Source organism: Shewanella electrodiphila (assembly GCF_023283985.1).
GTDB lineage: Bacteria > Pseudomonadota > Gammaproteobacteria > Enterobacterales > Shewanellaceae > Shewanella > Shewanella electrodiphila.
Window position 1 is genome coordinate 404259 of record NZ_JAKIKU010000001.1, and the last position, 17655, is coordinate 421913.

A 17655-nucleotide genomic window follows, 5' to 3' on the forward strand; every position below is an offset into this window, starting at 1 on the left:
TATGTTTAAGTATTTATCATTATCCGCTCTATTTGCTGCAATTGGTTTCTCTGCAATTAGCTTTGCCGATGACACAGAGCTTTATGTTTTTGAATCGACAGCTCGTTCAGGCTCTAAACCACAAGTCCTTATTATATTTGATACTTCTGGGAGTATGGGTACTAACTTTAATACAGATGTCCCTTATGAGCGTGGTGACGAAAATGTTAATGATAATGGCAATCTTAGAAATGCCACTAAATTATTTTTCTCTAGAAGTAGTAGTGATGTGCCACTTTCTTCAAGCCTTCAGTATTTCAAACATAAAATCAACGGTTGTCAAATATCAGAAAACTACCTCGAAGACTATGGCATGTTTACTGGTTTTTTACGGGAACATAAATATGTTGGCGAAAATGGTGTTTGGTCAGAGTTACCATTAACTGACGGTAGTGGTATTCAACAAGTTGATTGCTATGAAGATATAGCCGAAAGTAACTTTAAAAATAATGGTGTAACCAAAGGTTTTCCTGTTGATAGCTTAGGTACAAGTGCTGAGCCGATTAGGTATACCAACGTTGATGGAACTTCATCTGCTGCTGAGGTAGAAGATGCAATTACTAAGGCAAAATTAACAAACTTAGGTATCGGTCAGTCAATCACGCTTTACACTGAGAAATATGTTAACTGGTATCATAGTACAAAAAGCACGCAAAATTATTCACGAATGGCTGTCGCTAAAAGGGTTATGGAAGATACCATTGTTACAACTCCAGGGGTTGATTTTGGTTTGTCAGTTTTTAACGAGAATAGGGATGATGATGATAGTGGTGGCCGAATAATTTATGATATATCGCCAAACAATGTCGATAATAAAGACAATTTACTTGAAGCTATTGATGACTTAGGTGCTGATGGTTGGACACCTTTGTGTGAAAATTTATATGAAGCATATCGGTACTTCTCTGGGAAAAGTGTCTATTTTGGTGATGATGATTCAGTTAGTACCCCTAGTAGAGATAAAGGAAGTGAAACGAGTGAAACAAGTGGTATTTATGAATCGCCTTTTGAAGGTAAACAGTGTCAAGATAAAGCCTATGTTATTTATGTAACAGATGGTGAGCCAACACGTGATACTGATGCTAATAGTGTTGTGGAAGCACTAGGTATTACCAGTAGCGAAAAGTATGAGAGTAATTATTTACCTGCATTAGCGGGTTGGTTGAATACTAATGATGTGAATACCACTTTGGAAGGTACGCAAACGATTTCAACTTACACTATTGGTTTCAGCTCTGGCGCAGCAAGCGCAGCGCCTATCTTGCAGGAAACTGCGAACCGTGGTGGCGGTGATTATTATTCAGCCCTTGATGCTCAAAAACTGCAAGAAGCGTTACAAAATATTTTTTCAAATATTTTAGAGTCAAATTCGAGCTTCACCTCTCCTTCAGTAGCCAGTAACAACTTCGATAGAACGCAAACATTAGATTCAGTTTACTATGCAATGTTCTTACCCAACAAAGGCCCTCGTTGGTTAGGAAATCTTAAAAAATTCAAGGTTACTGGGTCTGGTGATGTTGTTGATAAAAACGGTAATAATGCAATTGGTGATGATGGTAATTTAGATTCATCGGCTTGTTCTTACTGGACTCCTGCTAGTGTTTGTTCTGCTACTTCAGGTGGCGGTGACGGTAATGACGTTGCAATTGGTGGAGCCTCATTAATGCTGCAGTCAGCCGATAGAACGCTTTACGGTAACTTTGGAAGCGGTGGAGCATTAACTGATTTTACGAAATCAAATGCAATTAACAGTGCAGGTATTGGAAGCGAAGACGAGTTAGCACTTTTTATGGGAGTTGATAAATCAGAACTTCAGGAGCTTTTCGAGTGGGCAGAAGGTAAAGATGTTGATGATGAAGATTTAGATAATTCGACATCTGATATGCGTACTGATGTTATGGGTGATCCACTACACTCAAAACCATTAGCAATAAACTACGGAACAGATGGAACCCCAGATGTCAGAGTGATACTTGGCACAAACCAAGGTTTTTTACACATGTTTAAAGATAAAGGTGATGAGGTTGAGGAAACGTGGGCATTTATGCCACAAGAGCTGTTACCGAATTTACGCGAATTAAGGGCTAATGTGCCAACTGGAGTTCATTCTGTGTATGGAATGGATAGCCCACCAGTTGCATACGTACAAAGAAGTGCTTCAGGTGCTGTAGAAAAAGCCTGGTTGTTTATAGGAATGAGACGAGGTGGTAAATCTTATTACGCTTTAAATATTACCAACCCAGATTCTCCAACATTCATGTGGAAAATTGATGCAAGCTCAACTGGTATGGCTGATATTGGTCAAACATGGTCTGAACCTGTCGTTACTTTTGTTCCTGGTGTGCCTGCTGGCAATGCTGCATCAGCAACGGCATCGCCAGTTTTAATTATCGGTGGTGGTTATAACCCTTCTACGAAAGATGCTGCAGGTGTAGGCGACGACGATACAATAGGGCGTGGGGTTTATATACTTAATGCTGAAACAGGTAGTTTAGTGCATCACTTCGGTACGTCAGGCGGGACTAGTAAAACCTCACTACCAGGTATTATTGATAGTATTCCAAATAGTATTGCTATTTTGGATAGCAATAATGATAAATTAACCGACCGTATATACGCCACTGATACAGGTGCAAATATTTGGCGGATGGATTTACCTAGTGCTTCGCCTAATGACTCAACTAATCCGTGGACAGCATTTAAATTTGCTTCATTGGGCGATTCATCCCAAGAAGGCGATAGACGTTTTTTTGCAGAAGCAGCAGTTGCTCAAACAGTGTTTACTAATATTTCGGAAGTGACAGTTACAGTTGATGGTGAAAGTACTACAACAACAAGTTTTCAAAATGTCCCTTATGATGCGGTAACAGTAGGTTCTGGGCATAGGCCACATCCTTTAGATAAGACTCGTTCAGATAAATTCTTTGTTTTGCAAGATAGAAATATTGTCACGAAACCTTTTACGGGTACAGAAGGAAGCGAAATACCTGAGCCATTGGAGATCGAGGATTTATATGATGTGACTAGCACACCTCCTGAATCCGAAGATGAGAATATCGCTTTTGGAGTAAAACGCGGTTGGTATTATAGTTTTTCTGCATCTGGTGAGAAGAGCCTTTCAGCACCAACCATTATTCAAGGAAAGGTATTTTTTACTTCTTATATTCCAGGTAATTTGGAAGCCACAAATCAATGTTTAGTTACTGGTGAAGGCCGGTTATACGGGTTTGACTTGCACAAAGGCACTCGCTCATACAGCCAAGAGTACCTTGAAATGGGTGATCGAGTTCCTGATACTCCACAGCTTGTTATCCCTCCCAATGGGGATGATGATAGTTATATGTACCTTATTGGTATTGGCTCAGCTGGGGATTTAATGGAAAAAATTGAACCTATTGATGATGGTTGTCCCCCTGGAGATGACAAGTGCATTGGCGGTGGTTTGGGTATTAACAAAATTTATTATCATATTGATGAGTAGTTTAATGAAAAAGAAGACAGGTTTTACTTTAATAGAAGTTATGATTACAGTTGTAATTATTGGTATTCTTGCTTCAATTGCCTATCCAAGCTATACAGGCTTTATAGCAAAAGGAGCAAGAGCAGACGGTCTTGCTGGTTTGATGGCTGTAGCGAATAGGCAAGAGCAATATTATTTAGATAATCGGTCGTATACAACTGATATGACGAAACTTGGATTCAATGCTGACCCTTGGGTGGTAGAGAACACTTTTTATGAGATAGATTCTACCATTGCTGCGGGAGTACTAACGATTAGTGCTACAGCAAAAGGTGTGCAAGCAACTCGAGATTCAGCATGCGCTTCTATTACATTAACTGATTCAGGTTTAAGGTCTCCAGAGGAATGCTGGTAATGAAAAATTCAATTAATATATTCGTTCTGTCAATAAGCTTATTATTTGCTTCTAATGGAGTTCAAGCGGAAACGAGCCAATACTATTATTGCCATATTAACACCTCGACTGGTGATGATATTGCAATATTTTATTGGTCTTCTGCGGAGGCTGTTGAAAACCAAGCTGCATTATTAACTCAACAAGTCAGTACGCTTAAATCTAATCGTGAAGGTTCAGATAGAGTCATGACTGTCAGACGTGTGTTTGAATGCGTAGGTGAAGGGCAGCCATTTAAGAATAAGAAGATTAATAGGCTGCGGGAGCAGAGTATCACCCACTAATAAAGAATAAGTGACCGCTGGCTAACTATCAGTGGTCACTTAAGTGCAGTTACTTCCTGTTAATTCAGTAACCCTTCCAGATACACCGATAGAAATTCCACGGGAATTAGCACTGCTTGTATCGCCAGGACAATATACCATTGAACCAGCATTGGTAGCATTTAACATACCGTCGGGGTTAAATGTAAAACTGTTTGCTGATGACTTAATGAAATCACTACTATTTATAGCACTTTGAGTTGCTATTAGCAGGTCATCAGTATTGAGACTATTAATTGGGGCTACATCAATAAAGATGCTGTAACCTCCACTCCAATCGGTACTGCAGTTTGTTCCAACTAAGGGACAAATTGTAACTTGAATGCCATAACTAATCGCCTGACTTCGAGCTTGTAAAAAAGCGGTTTCTATATTACCAATCGCACTTCGTGCACGATTTCCTTCATATAGTGAAACCATAGATGGTGATGCAACTGCTAACAGAATTGCTGCTACAGCTACCGTTACCATAAGCTCAACGAGTGTGAATCCATTAATTGCTTTCTTCATTTTTTTTCCTTTAAACTGCTCAATAAGAGTATAACAAATCGAAGCATTAAGGGCATAAACATATGTAATATTATCATTTTAATTTATTAATAGAGCTAAGCTTGGCAACCAAGTGAGAGTGTGTTTTTCATTCAGCCTGTTCAATCTGAATGCTAAATTATTTTTTGGTAAGTGTAAAAATGAAGATTTCCTGAACAGAATCATGATTAAAAGAACATTAAAACTGTTCGAAAAAGGTTAACGATCTCGCCCTGCAGATCTAAGTTTGATACTATTTTTTACACATTATTTGTTTTTGGGTTGAGTACCTTACCCTGCCAGCTTGATTGACAATTACAGCTTTCGAATAAATACTTGTATGAATTTCAGGACAATAGGTTAACGTTCCGTTGGTGCCAGATGCTAGTCCGTCAGGTAAAAACCGTACCGCTAGGCGGTTATATTGAACAATATCATTTGAATCAAAAGGACTGATTTGCTTTAAAACTTGGTCGCCAATGTCAAATTGATTGCTGGTACCAGAATCCAAAAAAATCACATATCCCGCCTGCCAATCCTTATGGCACTTTCCATCATTCAGAGGGCAAACCGTTACTCTGCTACCATAATTTATGGCCATGTTTCTAGCAAATTGAAGTGAGTGCTGAATAGTGCTGATATTACTTTTAGCTCTAATTTGTAGTTGAAGTGACTTTAGAGAGGGGAGTCCAATGGCCATCAATATGCTTGCAACAGTTACCGTTGTCATTAACTCGACTAAATTAAAGCCATGGCGATAATATTGAATATTCATAATTTAACAATCCTTGTTAATTAAATGCCGCATCCTGCAGCGCATATAGAGTATAGACAGGGATTAGTTTATTGCACGAAAATCACGTTTTATAATTAACGTAAAATAGCTACAGAAAATTAAACCGCTTTAGCGTAGTATTATAAATAGTATTGTATTTTAACGATATAGCTTAAAGTTTATGTAATAGTAAATTAGCTTATATACCGTGTTGCCTGTGAATGGAGTGGATAAATGAAAAAAGTAGAAGCCATTATTAAGCCTTTTAAGTTAGATGATGTGCGTGAGTCACTTGCAGAAATAGGTATTACTGGCATGACTGTGTCAGAGGTTAAAGGCTTTGGTCGTCAAAAGGGGCATACCGAATTGTATCGTGGCGCTGAATATATGGTTGATTTCTTACCTAAAGTTAAAATCGAACTTGTTATTCAGGATGAGCAATTAGATCAGGCGATTGAAGTGATTGTCGATACCGCACGAACAGGTAAGATTGGTGATGGTAAGATTTTTGTCACTGATGTTGAGCGTGTTATTCGTATCCGTACTGGTGAAGAGAACGAAGAAGCGGTTTAATTTGCTTTTAGAATCTATTTAACGATAAAAAAGCCTCTAACAGATAATCTGTAGAGGCTTTTTTGAATCTGGATATTACAAGGTTATTTAACCAAGATTAACGCATCGATGATGAATCTCGAATCACAGGTTCTGGTGTAAATACCATCGACTTCTTATCCACTGTTTCTTTACTATTTGCTATCAGAAGTTCGGTGGCAACTTTTGCAATTTTCACGTTAGGTTGATGTACTGTCGTCAATTTAGGCCAGGTTTGACGTGAAAATGGACTGTCCTCAAAACCTACAATTGACAGATCCTTTGGGATATCTAGCCCGGCTAATCTTGCTGCAAATAATGCTCCTGCCGCGATTTCGTCGTTACAAGCAACAAGCGCAGTTGGCCGTTTAGGTAAGTTAATAAGCTTGTTTGCACCTTCGACCCCTGATTCAAATGAATATTGCCCATCTAAAACCCAGTCGTTAACTACTGATAACTGATTTTGTCTTAAGGCATCTTTAAAACCAGTTAAACGTTCTTTAGTTGATTCATGGTGCTGATCACCGCTTAAAAAGCCAATATCAGAATGCCCCATGTCGATAAGGTGTTGAGTAATTTCTAATGCACCATGTTTATCATTGACGAGTACAGTAAGCCCATTTTCTGCATCAGTGCTTTCGCCTGCAATAATTCTTACATAGTTGGCATCTATGTCATCAAGTGCTGCAAGTATCTTCGGGTCTTCAGACATAGGCGGAGTTAGCACTAGGCCAGATAAACGTGAATGTTTAACCATTTTAGTGAGCTCATCACAAATATCTGGCGACTTGGCATCACAAGGGTGGATCAACAACTCGTAGCCTTTATCCTGGCAGGCTGACAGTATGCCATTTTGCATATCAATAACGTAATAAGCATTGGGGTTATCATAAATGAAACCAATAACATATGACTTGGTACTGGCTAAGTTTCTGGCTGCTAAGTTGGGTTGATAATTAAGTTCGCTAATTGCTGCGTTAACTTTATCTACAGTAGTTTGTCTCACTGAGGACTCTTTATTGGTCACCCGTGAAACTGTTTTAATTGACACACCAGCATGTTTGGCGACGTCATTGATGGTTACTTTCATTATTATTTTGCTCTTTGATTCAGGCTATTAACTTAGCAGATATTTATCTGTGTTTGATGACATTTATCCCCCAATAATTGTTATCAAAGCATCTAGCAGATGAAATAAAGTAAGTTCAATTACCTCTAATAGTGCTTATTTTTATTGAAATTGGCAATCTTCAATTGTCTTGCTGGTTGGATGAGTCCTTGAATTAAAATAAATGTAGCGAAAATGATACAAGATATTACTTCTTGTAAAGTATTGCTTTTATTGGGTTTGATAGTTAGTGCCGTTTGGTTTTCGATTGTTTTCTGACTAAAAAAAACACGCCAAAGTTATTTTCTTGTGGCAAGCCTGTTAATTATTGTGTAATGTTTGCTCTAGACATGACAGCGTTGTCATTCTGAATGGAATGGTTATGTATCCAAAAACGATAATAAAGTTATGGAAGGGAAATGAAGATGCGACCTATTAATTTTAAGAAAAATGTTTTAGCAACTAACATTGCTATTTTACTTGGCAGTATGGTTTCAGTAGGAGCATTAGCTGCTGATGCTGAAACAGCAGAAGAAAACATTGAGAAAATTGAAGTAAAAGGCATGCGTGCCTCGATGAAGGCTTCAGTTAACGAAAAACGTTTTTCAAACTCTGTAGTTGATGCTGTAACAGCTGAAGATATCGGTAAATTTCCTGATGGTGACGTGGGTGAGTCATTAGGTCGTATACCAGGTGTAGCTGTAAGTCGTCAGTTTGGTCAGGGACAAGGTGTTTCGATTCGTGGTGCTTCAAGCAGCCTAACTCGTACATTATTAAACGGCCATTCAGTTGCTTCAACTGGTTGGTTTGACCAACAATCAATCGACAGAAGCTTTAACTACAGTTTACTACCATCAGAAATGGTTGGTGGAATTGAAGTTTACAAATCGTCTCAGGCTGATTTACCTGAAGGCGGTATCGGTGGCACCGTCATCGTTAAAACACGTAAACCATTAGATTTAGATGCTAACTCAGTATTCTTTAGCGCAAAAGGTGATTACGGGACAATTTCTGAAGAAACTGATCCTGAATTATCAGGCTTATATAGCTGGAAAAATGAGAATGAAAACTTCGGTTTTCTAATCTCAGCAGCGGGTTCAGAAACAACATATCAGCGTAACGGAATAGAATCATTAGTTGGTTGGGGTGATATTGTTCCTACTACATTTGAGCAAGACCGTGAACGAACTGCGATTAACGGTGCGCTTCAATATAGTCCGACAGATAACTTAAACTTTGGTCTAGATTTCATGAGTCTGGATATGCAAGCAAATAACGCTAATACCTCGTTATTTGTTATGTTCCCAGATGATAAAGATGAAGCATGTGAACAACGTAATTCGTTAGGAACTTGTACTTTTTATCGCCGTGATGGCAATGGCGCAAACCCAGGTTGGGCACAAACTTGGGCTCGTCAAGCAAGTATGGATTCAAATACTTACGACTTCAATTTCGATTACGAAAATGAAAGTTTTAAAGTTGAAGGCCGTGTGGGTAATACCAAGTCTGAAGGTGGTACTGAATTAACTTCTAACTATGGTTTTTGGTTAGGTACAGCTGCTGATTACGCTGGTACTTACGATGCAACTGGTGAAGTGATTAAAATTGATGTCGCTAATAAAAACTTCACAGCAGATGATTTTGGTGGTCAATTGTCACCAGCAGGTTGGGCGCTTAAGAAGCAACCAAACTCAGATGAAGAAACTTATGCTCAAGTAGATTTTACCATTCCTACTGATTTAGGCGCTATCACTGCAATTAAAACCGGTGTTCGTTACGCAGACCATGATGTCACTCAGGAAACACTACCAGCAATCGTTAATGCTGATATAGCGGCAAAAGATGCTTCAGCTTATTACAATGGTCAAATTTCATCGGGCGCAGGTTATACTTTACCTAAGCCAGATATGGATGCCATGTTACGAGATGCCAAAGCAGCTATTGGTGGTTTTTCTAAAGAAGGACCAGTTTATAAGTCAGGTTACGGCACGATTAATGAAGAAAACCTTTCTTTATATTTAATGGCTAATTTTGAGTCTGACGGTATCCGCGGTAACTTCGGTTTACGTTATATCTCAACGGACGCAACATCAGATTACTTTGCTCTTCAAGATGATGGTTCATATGCTGATAACTTAAGTACTGCTGATGCAAGCTACAGTGACGTATTACCAAGTGTAAACATTGCTTTTGATGTGGCTCCTGATGTCATTATCCGCTCTTCAGCATCGCAAGTTATCTCACGACCTAATTACGCAGATATGTTTTCTTCGTCAGCGCTTGTAGGCTATGCAGATGGTACTGCAGGAAATGAAGTTGTTAATACCGGTAACATTGCACTTGAGCCATTTAAAGCGACTCAAGCTGATTTAGGTGTTGAATGGTACTTTAGCCCAGATGGTTTAATGGGTGTATCTTACTTTATTAAAGATGTTAGCTCGTTTGTTACTTCTTCACAGACATTAGATGAAAGCATTGGCATTACGGATCCTGATTCAGGTGAAGATAGCTGGACTGTATCGAGTAAGAAAAACGGAACAGGTGGTCAAATCCAAGGTATCGAGTTACAAATCCAAGATGGTTTTGATAACGGCTTTGGTTACTCAGCTAACTATACTTTCGCAGATTCAGATGCAGCAGCTGAAAACTACCCTGATGAAGTTAGCGTATTCTCTGACTCTTCAAAGCATACAGTTAACTTAGTCGGTTACTACGAGATGGAAGACTTTTCAGCTCGTGTTGCTTATAACTGGCGTAGCGAATACATGATGCGTGAATTACCAGGTTTCTACGGTAACCGCGAACATCAAGATTTTGGAACACTTGATTTAAGTGCAAACTACAACATCACTGAATACTTAGGTATATCATTTGAAGTGGTTAACTTACTTGAAGAAGACAGTGTTCAATTAGGTGTTGCACCTGATGATGCTGAAGTTAAACCTGAGCTTAAAGGCGGATACCCAGCTTGGAGTTTCGAAGGCGAAGCTCGTTACAAAGTGGGCTTAAACCTACGTTTCTAAATATTGTTTAGTTTCGTAAATTTGATAAAAAGCCTAGCAAATTGCTAGGCTTTTTATTTTAATAACAAAAATAATAATAAAATATGAGGTCGATATGGAAGTACAGCACATTGTCATAATTGGTGGTGGAACAGCTGGATGGCTAGCGGCAAACCATATCGGAAAAGCAGCACAATTACTTCCAAATGTGAAAGTGACATTAATTGAGTCTCCCGATATTCCAACTATCGGTGTCGGTGAAGGAACAGTACCTGCTATTAAGCAGTCACTACAAAGCTTTGGTATTCGTGAAACTGACTTTATTCGTGATTGTGATGTCAGTTTTAAGCAATCTATTAAGTTTTGTAATTGGTTAGACAAGCATAAACATGGCATGGGTAACAGCTACCACCATTTATTTGATGTTCCCAGTCCTCTTGGTACTGATTTAACCGATTACTGGCTAAATCAAGCATCAGAGCAAGCCTTTACTCAAGCTGTATCACCGCAACACTATATTTGCGAGTCACTCAAAGCACCTAAATTAATTACTACGCCAGAATACAGTGGCAAAGTGAGTTATGCCTACCATCTTAATGCTGCCAAGTTCGCCAAATTACTCGCTGGCAATGCGACTACAAAATTTGGTGTAAAACATTTGCATGCAAACGTTCTCGATGCAGATATCGATCAGCAGGGTAATTTAACGCAATTGAAGACTGATAAATTCGGCGATTTGAAATTTGATTTCTATATTGATTGCAGCGGTTTCGAATCGATTCTGTTAGCTAAGAAACTTAAGGTTCCTTTTGTTGATAAATCGAAACAATTATTTGTTAATAAGGCGATAGTGGCACAAGTGCCAATAACAACAAAGGATGCTATTCCGCCTTACACCATCGCCACAGCACATCAGGCGGGTTGGATTTGGGATATAGCATTACCAGAGCGACGTGGAACAGGGTTTGTTTATTCAGATAATCATATGTCATCAGCGGAAGCTGAAAAGAAGTTCGATCGATATTTAGGTGGCAAGTTAGCCAATCTAGAGTCCCGTGAAATCCCAATGAAAGTAGGTTACCGAGCGCAGTTTTGGTTTAAAAACTGTGTAGCGCTTGGTCTTGCTCAAGGCTTTTTAGAGCCCATTGAAGCGACATCTATTTTATTAACAGACTTTGCAGCAGGTTATTTAGCTAAGCGCTTACCGCAAACCATGGGGCAAATGCCGAGTTTATCAGCGCGATTTAACGACACCATGACTTATGCATGGGAACGAGTTGTTGAATTTGCCAAACTGCATTATTGCATTTCGGACAGAACTGATTCTGATTTCTGGATTGATAACCGACATCCGGATTCTATCCCTGAAGCGTTGAAGCAAAAAATGATGTTATGGCAAGACTATAGCCCAATAACTGATGATTTGTTTTCTCGCTTTGAAGTGTTCAATATCGATAATTATTTGTATGTACTTTATGGAATGAAATACCAAACTCAATCATCTCAACTCGATCGACTCTATTGCAACACAGCTAAACAGCAAGTGGCTCGAATTCAGCAGATTGGCCAATCTTTAGCTGCAGAATTACCTGAGCATCGGGCACTATTAAATAAAATTAACCAGTTTGGCTTGAAAACAATCTAAACAACCCCAATAAATCTATATAGCTGGTGGTACTTTATTTCTCTATACGGTAACGTTAGCAGCAGATTAAATGATAATGAGCTTTATTGCGTATTGACTTACTGAAAGTTGATAAGGCGTCATTTAAAAATTTTGGGATTTATATTTTAATCTACAAGCGAAAGTTAAAGCTAAAATTTTAAACAAAAAGGGACCTGAATCCCGAATTTTTTATGTAAATCATTATTGATTAGAAGCGCCTGAAGGAGCCAAGATGTCTAACCAAATTACGTTACTTGAACACGCAAAACACGGTGATTTAAAAATCACTCCATCAAGCTACAAACATGTTGAAGATCAGCATATTGTTCCAGTAACTTTGCACGAAATTGGTCGTGCAGCCACTGAATACCCAATTGTATTCGTTAAAAATAGTGACAATGGCGAGTTTCAAGCTGTTGCAATGCTAGGTCTTAAACCTGGTCAAAACTTAAGTGTTAAAGATGGTAAGTGGCAAGGTCTTTATATTCCTGCTGTTGTTCGTGACTACCCACTTGGCCTTGTACTTAATCCAGATATCAAAGATAAAGTTTGGATCGGTATCCGTGAAGAAGCTGCTGAAGTAAGTAAAACTGAAGGCCAAGCATTATTCGAAGGCGAGAAAGAAACTGAATACTTAGAAAGCCGTAAAAAAGCGTTAATTGCGCATTTTGAGCAAGACCAAGCTAGCCGTAATATCTTAGGTTTCTTAGCTGAAAAAGAATTACTCACCACACAAACGTTGACAGTAGATGTTGCTGGTGAAAAGCGTAATATCAATGGTTTATACCTAATTGATGAAGCTAAGCTGAATGAGCTTTCTGATGAAGATTATTTAGAACTTAGAAAGCGCGGTTTACTAGGTCCTATCTATGGCCACCTATCATCGCTAAATCAAGTTAATCGTTTAGCTCGCACTGAGATTATGTCTAAGGCTTAATCTTTGCGCATCAAAGAAGGCATTGTGAGCTACTTATTAATAGTAGTTAGCAATGCCTTTTTTATTGGCTGACTTTTCATCTGCAATATTAAACAACCTTAGCACTCGTAAGTTTTCATACATTTCAGTTTATTTTAATAAATTAACCCCCCTTAAGTCTCTGTTTTAATTTGTATAAAATACTTATTGTTAAATAACTGTAGCTATTTATTAAAAAAGTGTAGAAATCTAAAATTTATTTCTGTAGATTACTAATGACAGCGTTGTCATCGCTTGTGTGATTCGTTGTTTTAAGGTCCACATGGGTAAGGAAGAGGTCTTTTGTCCATGTTTTAATTGTATTTCGGTCGGGCGAGGTACAATTATTTTTATACTTTTAGTCTCTCCCCAGAAACGAGTATAAGCTGGGTTCATCCTATGGTTCCCAGCTATTTTTTTATCTTTTTTATAATAAACAGCCTTATATCAGCCTGTTATTTGATAAAACTAGATATTGATTAAAAGTATTATGTGTAGACCTAATTCAATTGTGCTTAAAATTATTACGCTTAAAGCCACTAGGCTTAATGCTATTAGATTTACGCTTAAAGCTTTAGTATTAAAGCCATTATGCTTAAGGCTCACCGAGCTGTTGGCTTTAGACATAACCAGGGATAACTGAGGAATTTATGAATAAGACTATCATTGCATCAGCTTTATTATTGTCATTAGGGGTGGTTGGTTGTCAGCATTCATCTTCAGATAAATCCTCACAAGTTAAGCCTGATGTGCAAACAGCATCAATAGCAAGTGCTGTTAATCATAGTTGGACTCAAGCAGCACTTAATGAGTTTGCACAAAAGCTTGATGTTACTTATCGCATGGTGAGTAATGTGCCAGATGAAGCTTGTTCAGAAGCGCAAAAAGATCAACGCTGCTTTATCGCTGAAATCGACTTTACTAGCACTGACAATATTAACGATACCAATTGGTCAATATTTTATAGCCAAATGCGTCCCGTTCAGGATGTGTTAACCCCAGAGTTTGCAATTACTCGAGTGCAGGGGGATCTACATCAAATATCCCCTACAGATCAGTTTACTGGCTTCAAAGCTGGGGAGACTAAAACCCTTGGTTTTAGAGGCGAGTTATGGCAATTATCTGAAACGGATCCAATGCCAAACTATTACATTGTGGTTGAGGGGTTAACGCCAGCAATCATAACGAGTACACAAGTTTCAATTGATGCTGAAACAGGCATGGAGCAAAGACCTTACGTTGAAGCTTTTACAGATGCCAAGAGGCAGTATCGCCGCACTGATAAAGATCAATTAGTGTGGGCAAAAGCTGAAGTGTTATTTGAAACAAACCAGCAGGTTTCTCTGAACAATCAAGTGATTGACAACCGTATTATACCAACACCAGCATCTGTAAATGTAACCTCGACAGATAAACCTGTGGATTTAGCCCAAGGCATTAACGTTTTATATAATCAGGTTAAGCCAAGCTCTGTTGCTGCGGCATTAAATCGACTATCCCGCTTAGGTGTTAAGGCGAGTGACTCAGGTATTAAGTTATCCTTAAATACGGTCAATGATATCAATGTACCTGAGAGCTATCAGTTAGCTGTCGCAAAAGATGAGATTGTGATTAGCGCATCAGATGAAGCTGGATTCTCATACGGCATCGCATCAATCGCTGCGTTAATCACACCTGATGACTTAAGTCTTAACACCTTAGAAATTAAAGATAGTCCTCGTTATGACTTTCGTGGCATGCACGTAGATGTCGCACGAAACTTCCATAGCAAACAAATGATCTTAGATTTAATCGATCAAATGGCAGCCTATAAACTCAATAAGCTGCATTTGCATATGGCTGATGATGAAGGCTGGAGATTAGAGATTGACGGACTACCAGAACTAACAGATATAGGCAGTAAGCGCTGCCACGATTTAACTGAAACAACATGTTTGATCCCACAGTTAGGCAGTGGACCGTTTGCAGATAGTAAAGTTAACGGCTTTTATTCTAAAGCTGATTATATCGAAATACTCCAATATGCTACGGCTCGTCAGGTAGAAGTGATCCCATCAATGGATATGCCTGGGCATTCTCGCGCTGCGATAAAATCAATGGAAGCACGCTATCGTAAATTGATGGCGGCAGGGAACGAAGCTGCGGCAAACGAATATTTACTCTCAGACGCTAACGATAAAACGGTGTATTCATCAGTGCAATATTACAGTGACAACACTTTAAATGTTTGCATGGAGTCAACGTTCCACTTTGTTGATAAAGTGATCAGTGAGATCGCTAAATTGCACCAACAAGCCAATCATCCTTTGCATCGTTATCACATTGGCGCAGATGAAACCGCTGGTGCTTGGAAGCAATCTCCTCAGTGCCTTACGTTTGTTGCCAATAACGATAAAGGTGTGACGTCAGTTGATGACTTAGGAGCCTACTTTATCGAACGCTTATCTAATTCATTAGCAGCTAAAGGAATCGAACCAGCGGGCTGGAGTGATGGCATGAGCCATACTAATCCAGCGAACATGCCAGCTAAAAGCCAAAGTAATATCTGGGATGTTATCTCCCATGATGGCTACAGACTGGCGCACAAACAGGCAAATCTCGGTTGGGATGCCGTCCTTTCAACCCCTGAAGTACTGTACTTTGATTTCCCTTATGAAGCTGATCCTAAAGAACACGGTTATTACTGGGCAGGCCGAGCTCAAAATAGTCAAAAGATTTTCAACTTTATGCCAGACAACTTGCCCGCAAATGCTGAACAGTGGCAAGACATTGAAGGTAACTCATTTACTGCAGACGACACCGTTAAGAAAGATGAGACAGGTAAAGTGATATCGGGTCCACTGCAACAAGGAAAAGGCTTTAGCGGTATTCAAGGTCAACTGTGGAGTGAAACTGTTCGAAGTGATGATGTTGCAGAATACATGATCTATCCAAGAGTCTTAATGCTTGCTGAGAAAGCTTGGCACCAAGCTGATTGGGAAGTGCCTTATCAATATTCAGGTGCTGTATATGATGCTAATTCAGGCTTCTTTACTTCAGAACTACGGGCAAAACAACAACAGCAATGGAATGAACTAGCAAACACGCTCGGGCAAAAAGAATTCGCTAAACTCGACAAAGCCAACATTGCTTATCGACTACCGACAGTGGGCGCTAAAGTGATTAATGGAAAGCTGCACACCAATATTGCTTTTCCAGGCTTACAGATTGAATATCGAGACCAAAGAGGCGTCTGGACTCTGTTCAAGCAACCCGTTGAAGTGACTGGTGAGGTTGAGGTTCGCACAATATCACCAGATGGCAACAGAAAAGGTAGAAGTTTGAGTTTATCTAATCGCTAGATAAATACCAAGCTACACTTGCATACCGATTACATAAGGCGTTAAACAGATTGTTAACGCCTTTTTTATGTCTTTAATATGAGTAAATTACTCATTTTTATATTTTTATTATAATGAGATTGTTATTTGTAAACAGTCGCTTAGCTTGTTATATAGCATCATTGTAGTTTCATTGTTAAAAAACAAATGACAACGCTGTCATTTGTGGTGTAACATTAAGTTAACTTATTCAGGAAGCCAGCCGTATCGTGGGTATTTTCGAATACTGTTGTTTATTTAGCGTTTGAATCACGCTGCTTAACACGGCTTAAATAGAAGAGATAAGAGGGATGTCATGGGCGTTAACTTGCAAACTGAATCACAGCTTTTTATTGGCATCGATGGTGGTGGTAGTAAATGCCGCGCAACAATATTTTGTCCTCAAAGAGGTGTGATAGGAACTGGTGTCGCCGGTAGAGCTAATCCATTACATGGCTTAGAGCAAACCTTCGAATCTATTCTCGCTTCTACTCAACTGGCCATTTCTGATGCCAAACTTAACCCTGATGCTGTTAGCACGCTAGTTGCTGGTCTTGGCTTAGCAGGCGTTAACGTGCCGCGTTTATATGACCTTGTTAACCAATGGCAGCATCCTTTTGCCAAAATGTATCTGACAACAGATTTACATACTGCTTGTATCGGTGCCCATGAAGGCAACGATGGTGCGGTAATTATCACTGGCACTGGCTCTTGCGGTTATGCACATGTTGGTAACCAAAACTTATTAATTGGCGGCCATGGTTTTGCTTTAGGAGACAAGGGGAGCGGAGCGTGGTTAGGCCAACAAGCTGCCGAGCACGTGCTATTAAACCTTGACGGCTTTGCTGAAGACACTCAATTAACTCAGCCTCTTTTAGCTCACTTTAATGTAACGGATGCAATGGGACTGGTTGAGAATCTTGCAGGCCAGTCTTCAAGTACCTATGCCCAATTAGCTCGCATTGTATTGCAACAAGCTGAGCAAGGCGATGCCGTTGCCATTTCAATTGTTAAACAAGGCGCAAAATACATTAGCAACATGGCTCGCAAGCTTTTTGCATTGCAACCAACACGCTTTTCAATGATAGGTGGCCTAGCTGAACCTTTAGCTGTCTGGCTTGATAAAGATGTTGTCGCCAGGGTTGAGCTTGCTATTTCACCGCCAGAAATCGGCGCAATACTTTTTGCGCGTCAAGAATTTGCAGCTCAACAACATAACCGCGAAGTGTCTTAATACCAAGTGCAGACCGCTAACCAATCGCGGTGAATCACTAAAATTTTGCGAAAAACTTATGCGCCAGACTTAAGCAAAAACTTAAGCAAAAACTTATACGACAAACTTAAGCGACAAACTTAATCATCATATTTAAACATCTGTAGGCTGCACCATTGCAT

12 protein-coding genes are annotated in these 17655 nt (G+C 39.3%); 9 read left to right on the forward strand and 3 right to left on the reverse strand.

All coding sequences use genetic code 11. From position 1 onward, the window contains the following. The first annotated feature begins 1 nt into the window (after window position 1). From L2737_RS01835 to L2737_RS01845, 3 genes are read left to right on the forward strand one after another with little or no spacing between them, the layout of a single operon-like run. Complete coding sequence (locus L2737_RS01835; protein ID WP_248954551.1) at window positions 2–3520, forward strand: pilus assembly protein; 3519 nt, start codon at window positions 2–4, stop codon at window positions 3518–3520. A 4-nt stretch (window positions 3521–3524) separates the two neighbouring features. Then, window positions 3525–3914, forward strand: coding sequence for a type IV pilin protein (locus L2737_RS01840; protein WP_248954552.1), 390 nt, complete (start codon window positions 3525–3527; stop codon window positions 3912–3914). After that, window positions 3914–4237, forward strand: a complete 324-nt coding sequence (locus L2737_RS01845; protein WP_248954553.1) for a TapY2 family type IVa secretion system protein — start codon at window positions 3914–3916, stop codon at window positions 4235–4237. The genes L2737_RS01840 and L2737_RS01845 overlap by 1 nt, the downstream gene beginning before the upstream one ends. A gap of 39 nt (window positions 4238–4276) precedes the next feature. On the opposite strand, the gene L2737_RS01850 is transcribed toward L2737_RS01845, so the two are convergent. Both L2737_RS01850 and L2737_RS01855 read right to left on the reverse strand, forming a co-directional pair. Continuing rightward, the gene (locus tag L2737_RS01850; RefSeq protein ID WP_248954554.1) at window positions 4277–4786 is read right to left on the reverse strand and encodes a GspH/FimT family pseudopilin; all 510 of its coding nucleotides are present in this window, start codon (window positions 4784–4786) and stop codon (window positions 4277–4279) included. 271 nt (window positions 4787–5057) lie between these two features. Then, a complete protein-coding gene (locus L2737_RS01855; protein WP_428848369.1) occupies window positions 5058–5573 on the reverse strand; it encodes a GspH/FimT family pseudopilin in 516 nt (171 codons plus the stop codon). Window positions 5574–5813: 240 nt separating this feature from the next. On the opposite strand from L2737_RS01855, the gene L2737_RS01860 reads away from it, so the two are divergent. Continuing rightward, window positions 5814–6152, forward strand: a complete 339-nt coding sequence (locus L2737_RS01860) for a P-II family nitrogen regulator (protein ID WP_144210077.1) — start codon at window positions 5814–5816, stop codon at window positions 6150–6152. A gap of 97 nt (window positions 6153–6249) precedes the next feature. Here the strand turns inward: L2737_RS01860 and L2737_RS01865 are convergent, their stop codons facing one another. After that, entirely contained in the window at window positions 6250–7260 is a 1011-nt protein-coding gene (locus tag L2737_RS01865) for a LacI family DNA-binding transcriptional regulator (protein ID WP_248954556.1), read from the reverse strand. A 443-nt stretch (window positions 7261–7703) separates the two neighbouring features. Here L2737_RS01865 and L2737_RS01870 point away from each other — a divergent pair, with 443 nt between their 5' ends. The 5 genes from L2737_RS01870 (at window position 7704) to nagK (ending at window position 17494) form a co-directional block, all read left to right on the forward strand. Then, window positions 7704–10301 (forward strand): TonB-dependent receptor, encoded by a 2598-nt coding sequence (locus L2737_RS01870; RefSeq protein WP_102529781.1) that lies wholly within the window; start codon window positions 7704–7706, stop codon window positions 10299–10301. Window positions 10302–10395: 94 nt separating this feature from the next. Continuing rightward, window positions 10396–11925, forward strand: a complete 1530-nt coding sequence (locus L2737_RS01875; protein ID WP_248954557.1) for a tryptophan halogenase family protein — start codon at window positions 10396–10398, stop codon at window positions 11923–11925. Window positions 11926–12178: 253 nt separating this feature from the next. After that, the gene (locus L2737_RS01880) at window positions 12179–12883 is read left to right on the forward strand and encodes a SapC family protein (RefSeq protein ID WP_248954558.1); all 705 of its coding nucleotides are present in this window, start codon (window positions 12179–12181) and stop codon (window positions 12881–12883) included. A 668-nt stretch (window positions 12884–13551) separates the two neighbouring features. Then, the gene (locus L2737_RS01885; RefSeq protein WP_248954559.1) at window positions 13552–16242 is read left to right on the forward strand and encodes a family 20 glycosylhydrolase; all 2691 of its coding nucleotides are present in this window, start codon (window positions 13552–13554) and stop codon (window positions 16240–16242) included. 334 nt (window positions 16243–16576) lie between these two features. Beyond that, window positions 16577–17494 carry an N-acetylglucosamine kinase gene (nagK, locus tag L2737_RS01890; RefSeq protein ID WP_248954560.1) on the forward strand — a complete coding sequence of 306 codons (918 nt, stop codon included), beginning with the start codon at window positions 16577–16579 and terminating at the stop codon, window positions 17492–17494. Window positions 17495–17655 lie beyond the last annotated feature (161 nt).

What these genes read in the sequence shown, in the direction of transcription:
- L2737_RS01870 (WP_102529781.1), top strand. Translation starts at nt 7,704, where the DNA reads ATGCGACCTATTAATTTTAAGAAAAATGTTTTAGCAACTAACATTGCT.
- L2737_RS01845 (WP_248954553.1), top strand. Translation starts at nt 3,914, where the DNA reads ATGAAAAATTCAATTAATATATTCGTTCTGTCAATAAGCTTATTATTT.
- nagK (WP_248954560.1), top strand. Translation starts at nt 16,577, where the DNA reads ATGGGCGTTAACTTGCAAACTGAATCACAGCTTTTTATTGGCATCGAT.
- L2737_RS01885 (WP_248954559.1), top strand. Translation starts at nt 13,552, where the DNA reads ATGAATAAGACTATCATTGCATCAGCTTTATTATTGTCATTAGGGGTG.
- L2737_RS01865 (WP_248954556.1), bottom strand. Translation starts at nt 7,260, where the DNA reads ATGAAAGTAACCATCAATGACGTCGCCAAACATGCTGGTGTGTCAATT.
- L2737_RS01840 (WP_248954552.1), top strand. Translation starts at nt 3,525, where the DNA reads ATGAAAAAGAAGACAGGTTTTACTTTAATAGAAGTTATGATTACAGTT.
- L2737_RS01880 (WP_248954558.1), top strand. Translation starts at nt 12,179, where the DNA reads ATGTCTAACCAAATTACGTTACTTGAACACGCAAAACACGGTGATTTA.
- L2737_RS01860 (WP_144210077.1), top strand. Translation starts at nt 5,814, where the DNA reads ATGAAAAAAGTAGAAGCCATTATTAAGCCTTTTAAGTTAGATGATGTG.
- L2737_RS01875 (WP_248954557.1), top strand. Translation starts at nt 10,396, where the DNA reads ATGGAAGTACAGCACATTGTCATAATTGGTGGTGGAACAGCTGGATGG.
- L2737_RS01835 (WP_248954551.1), top strand. Translation starts at nt 2, where the DNA reads ATGTTTAAGTATTTATCATTATCCGCTCTATTTGCTGCAATTGGTTTC.
- L2737_RS01850 (WP_248954554.1), bottom strand. Translation starts at nt 4,786, where the DNA reads ATGAAGAAAGCAATTAATGGATTCACACTCGTTGAGCTTATGGTAACG.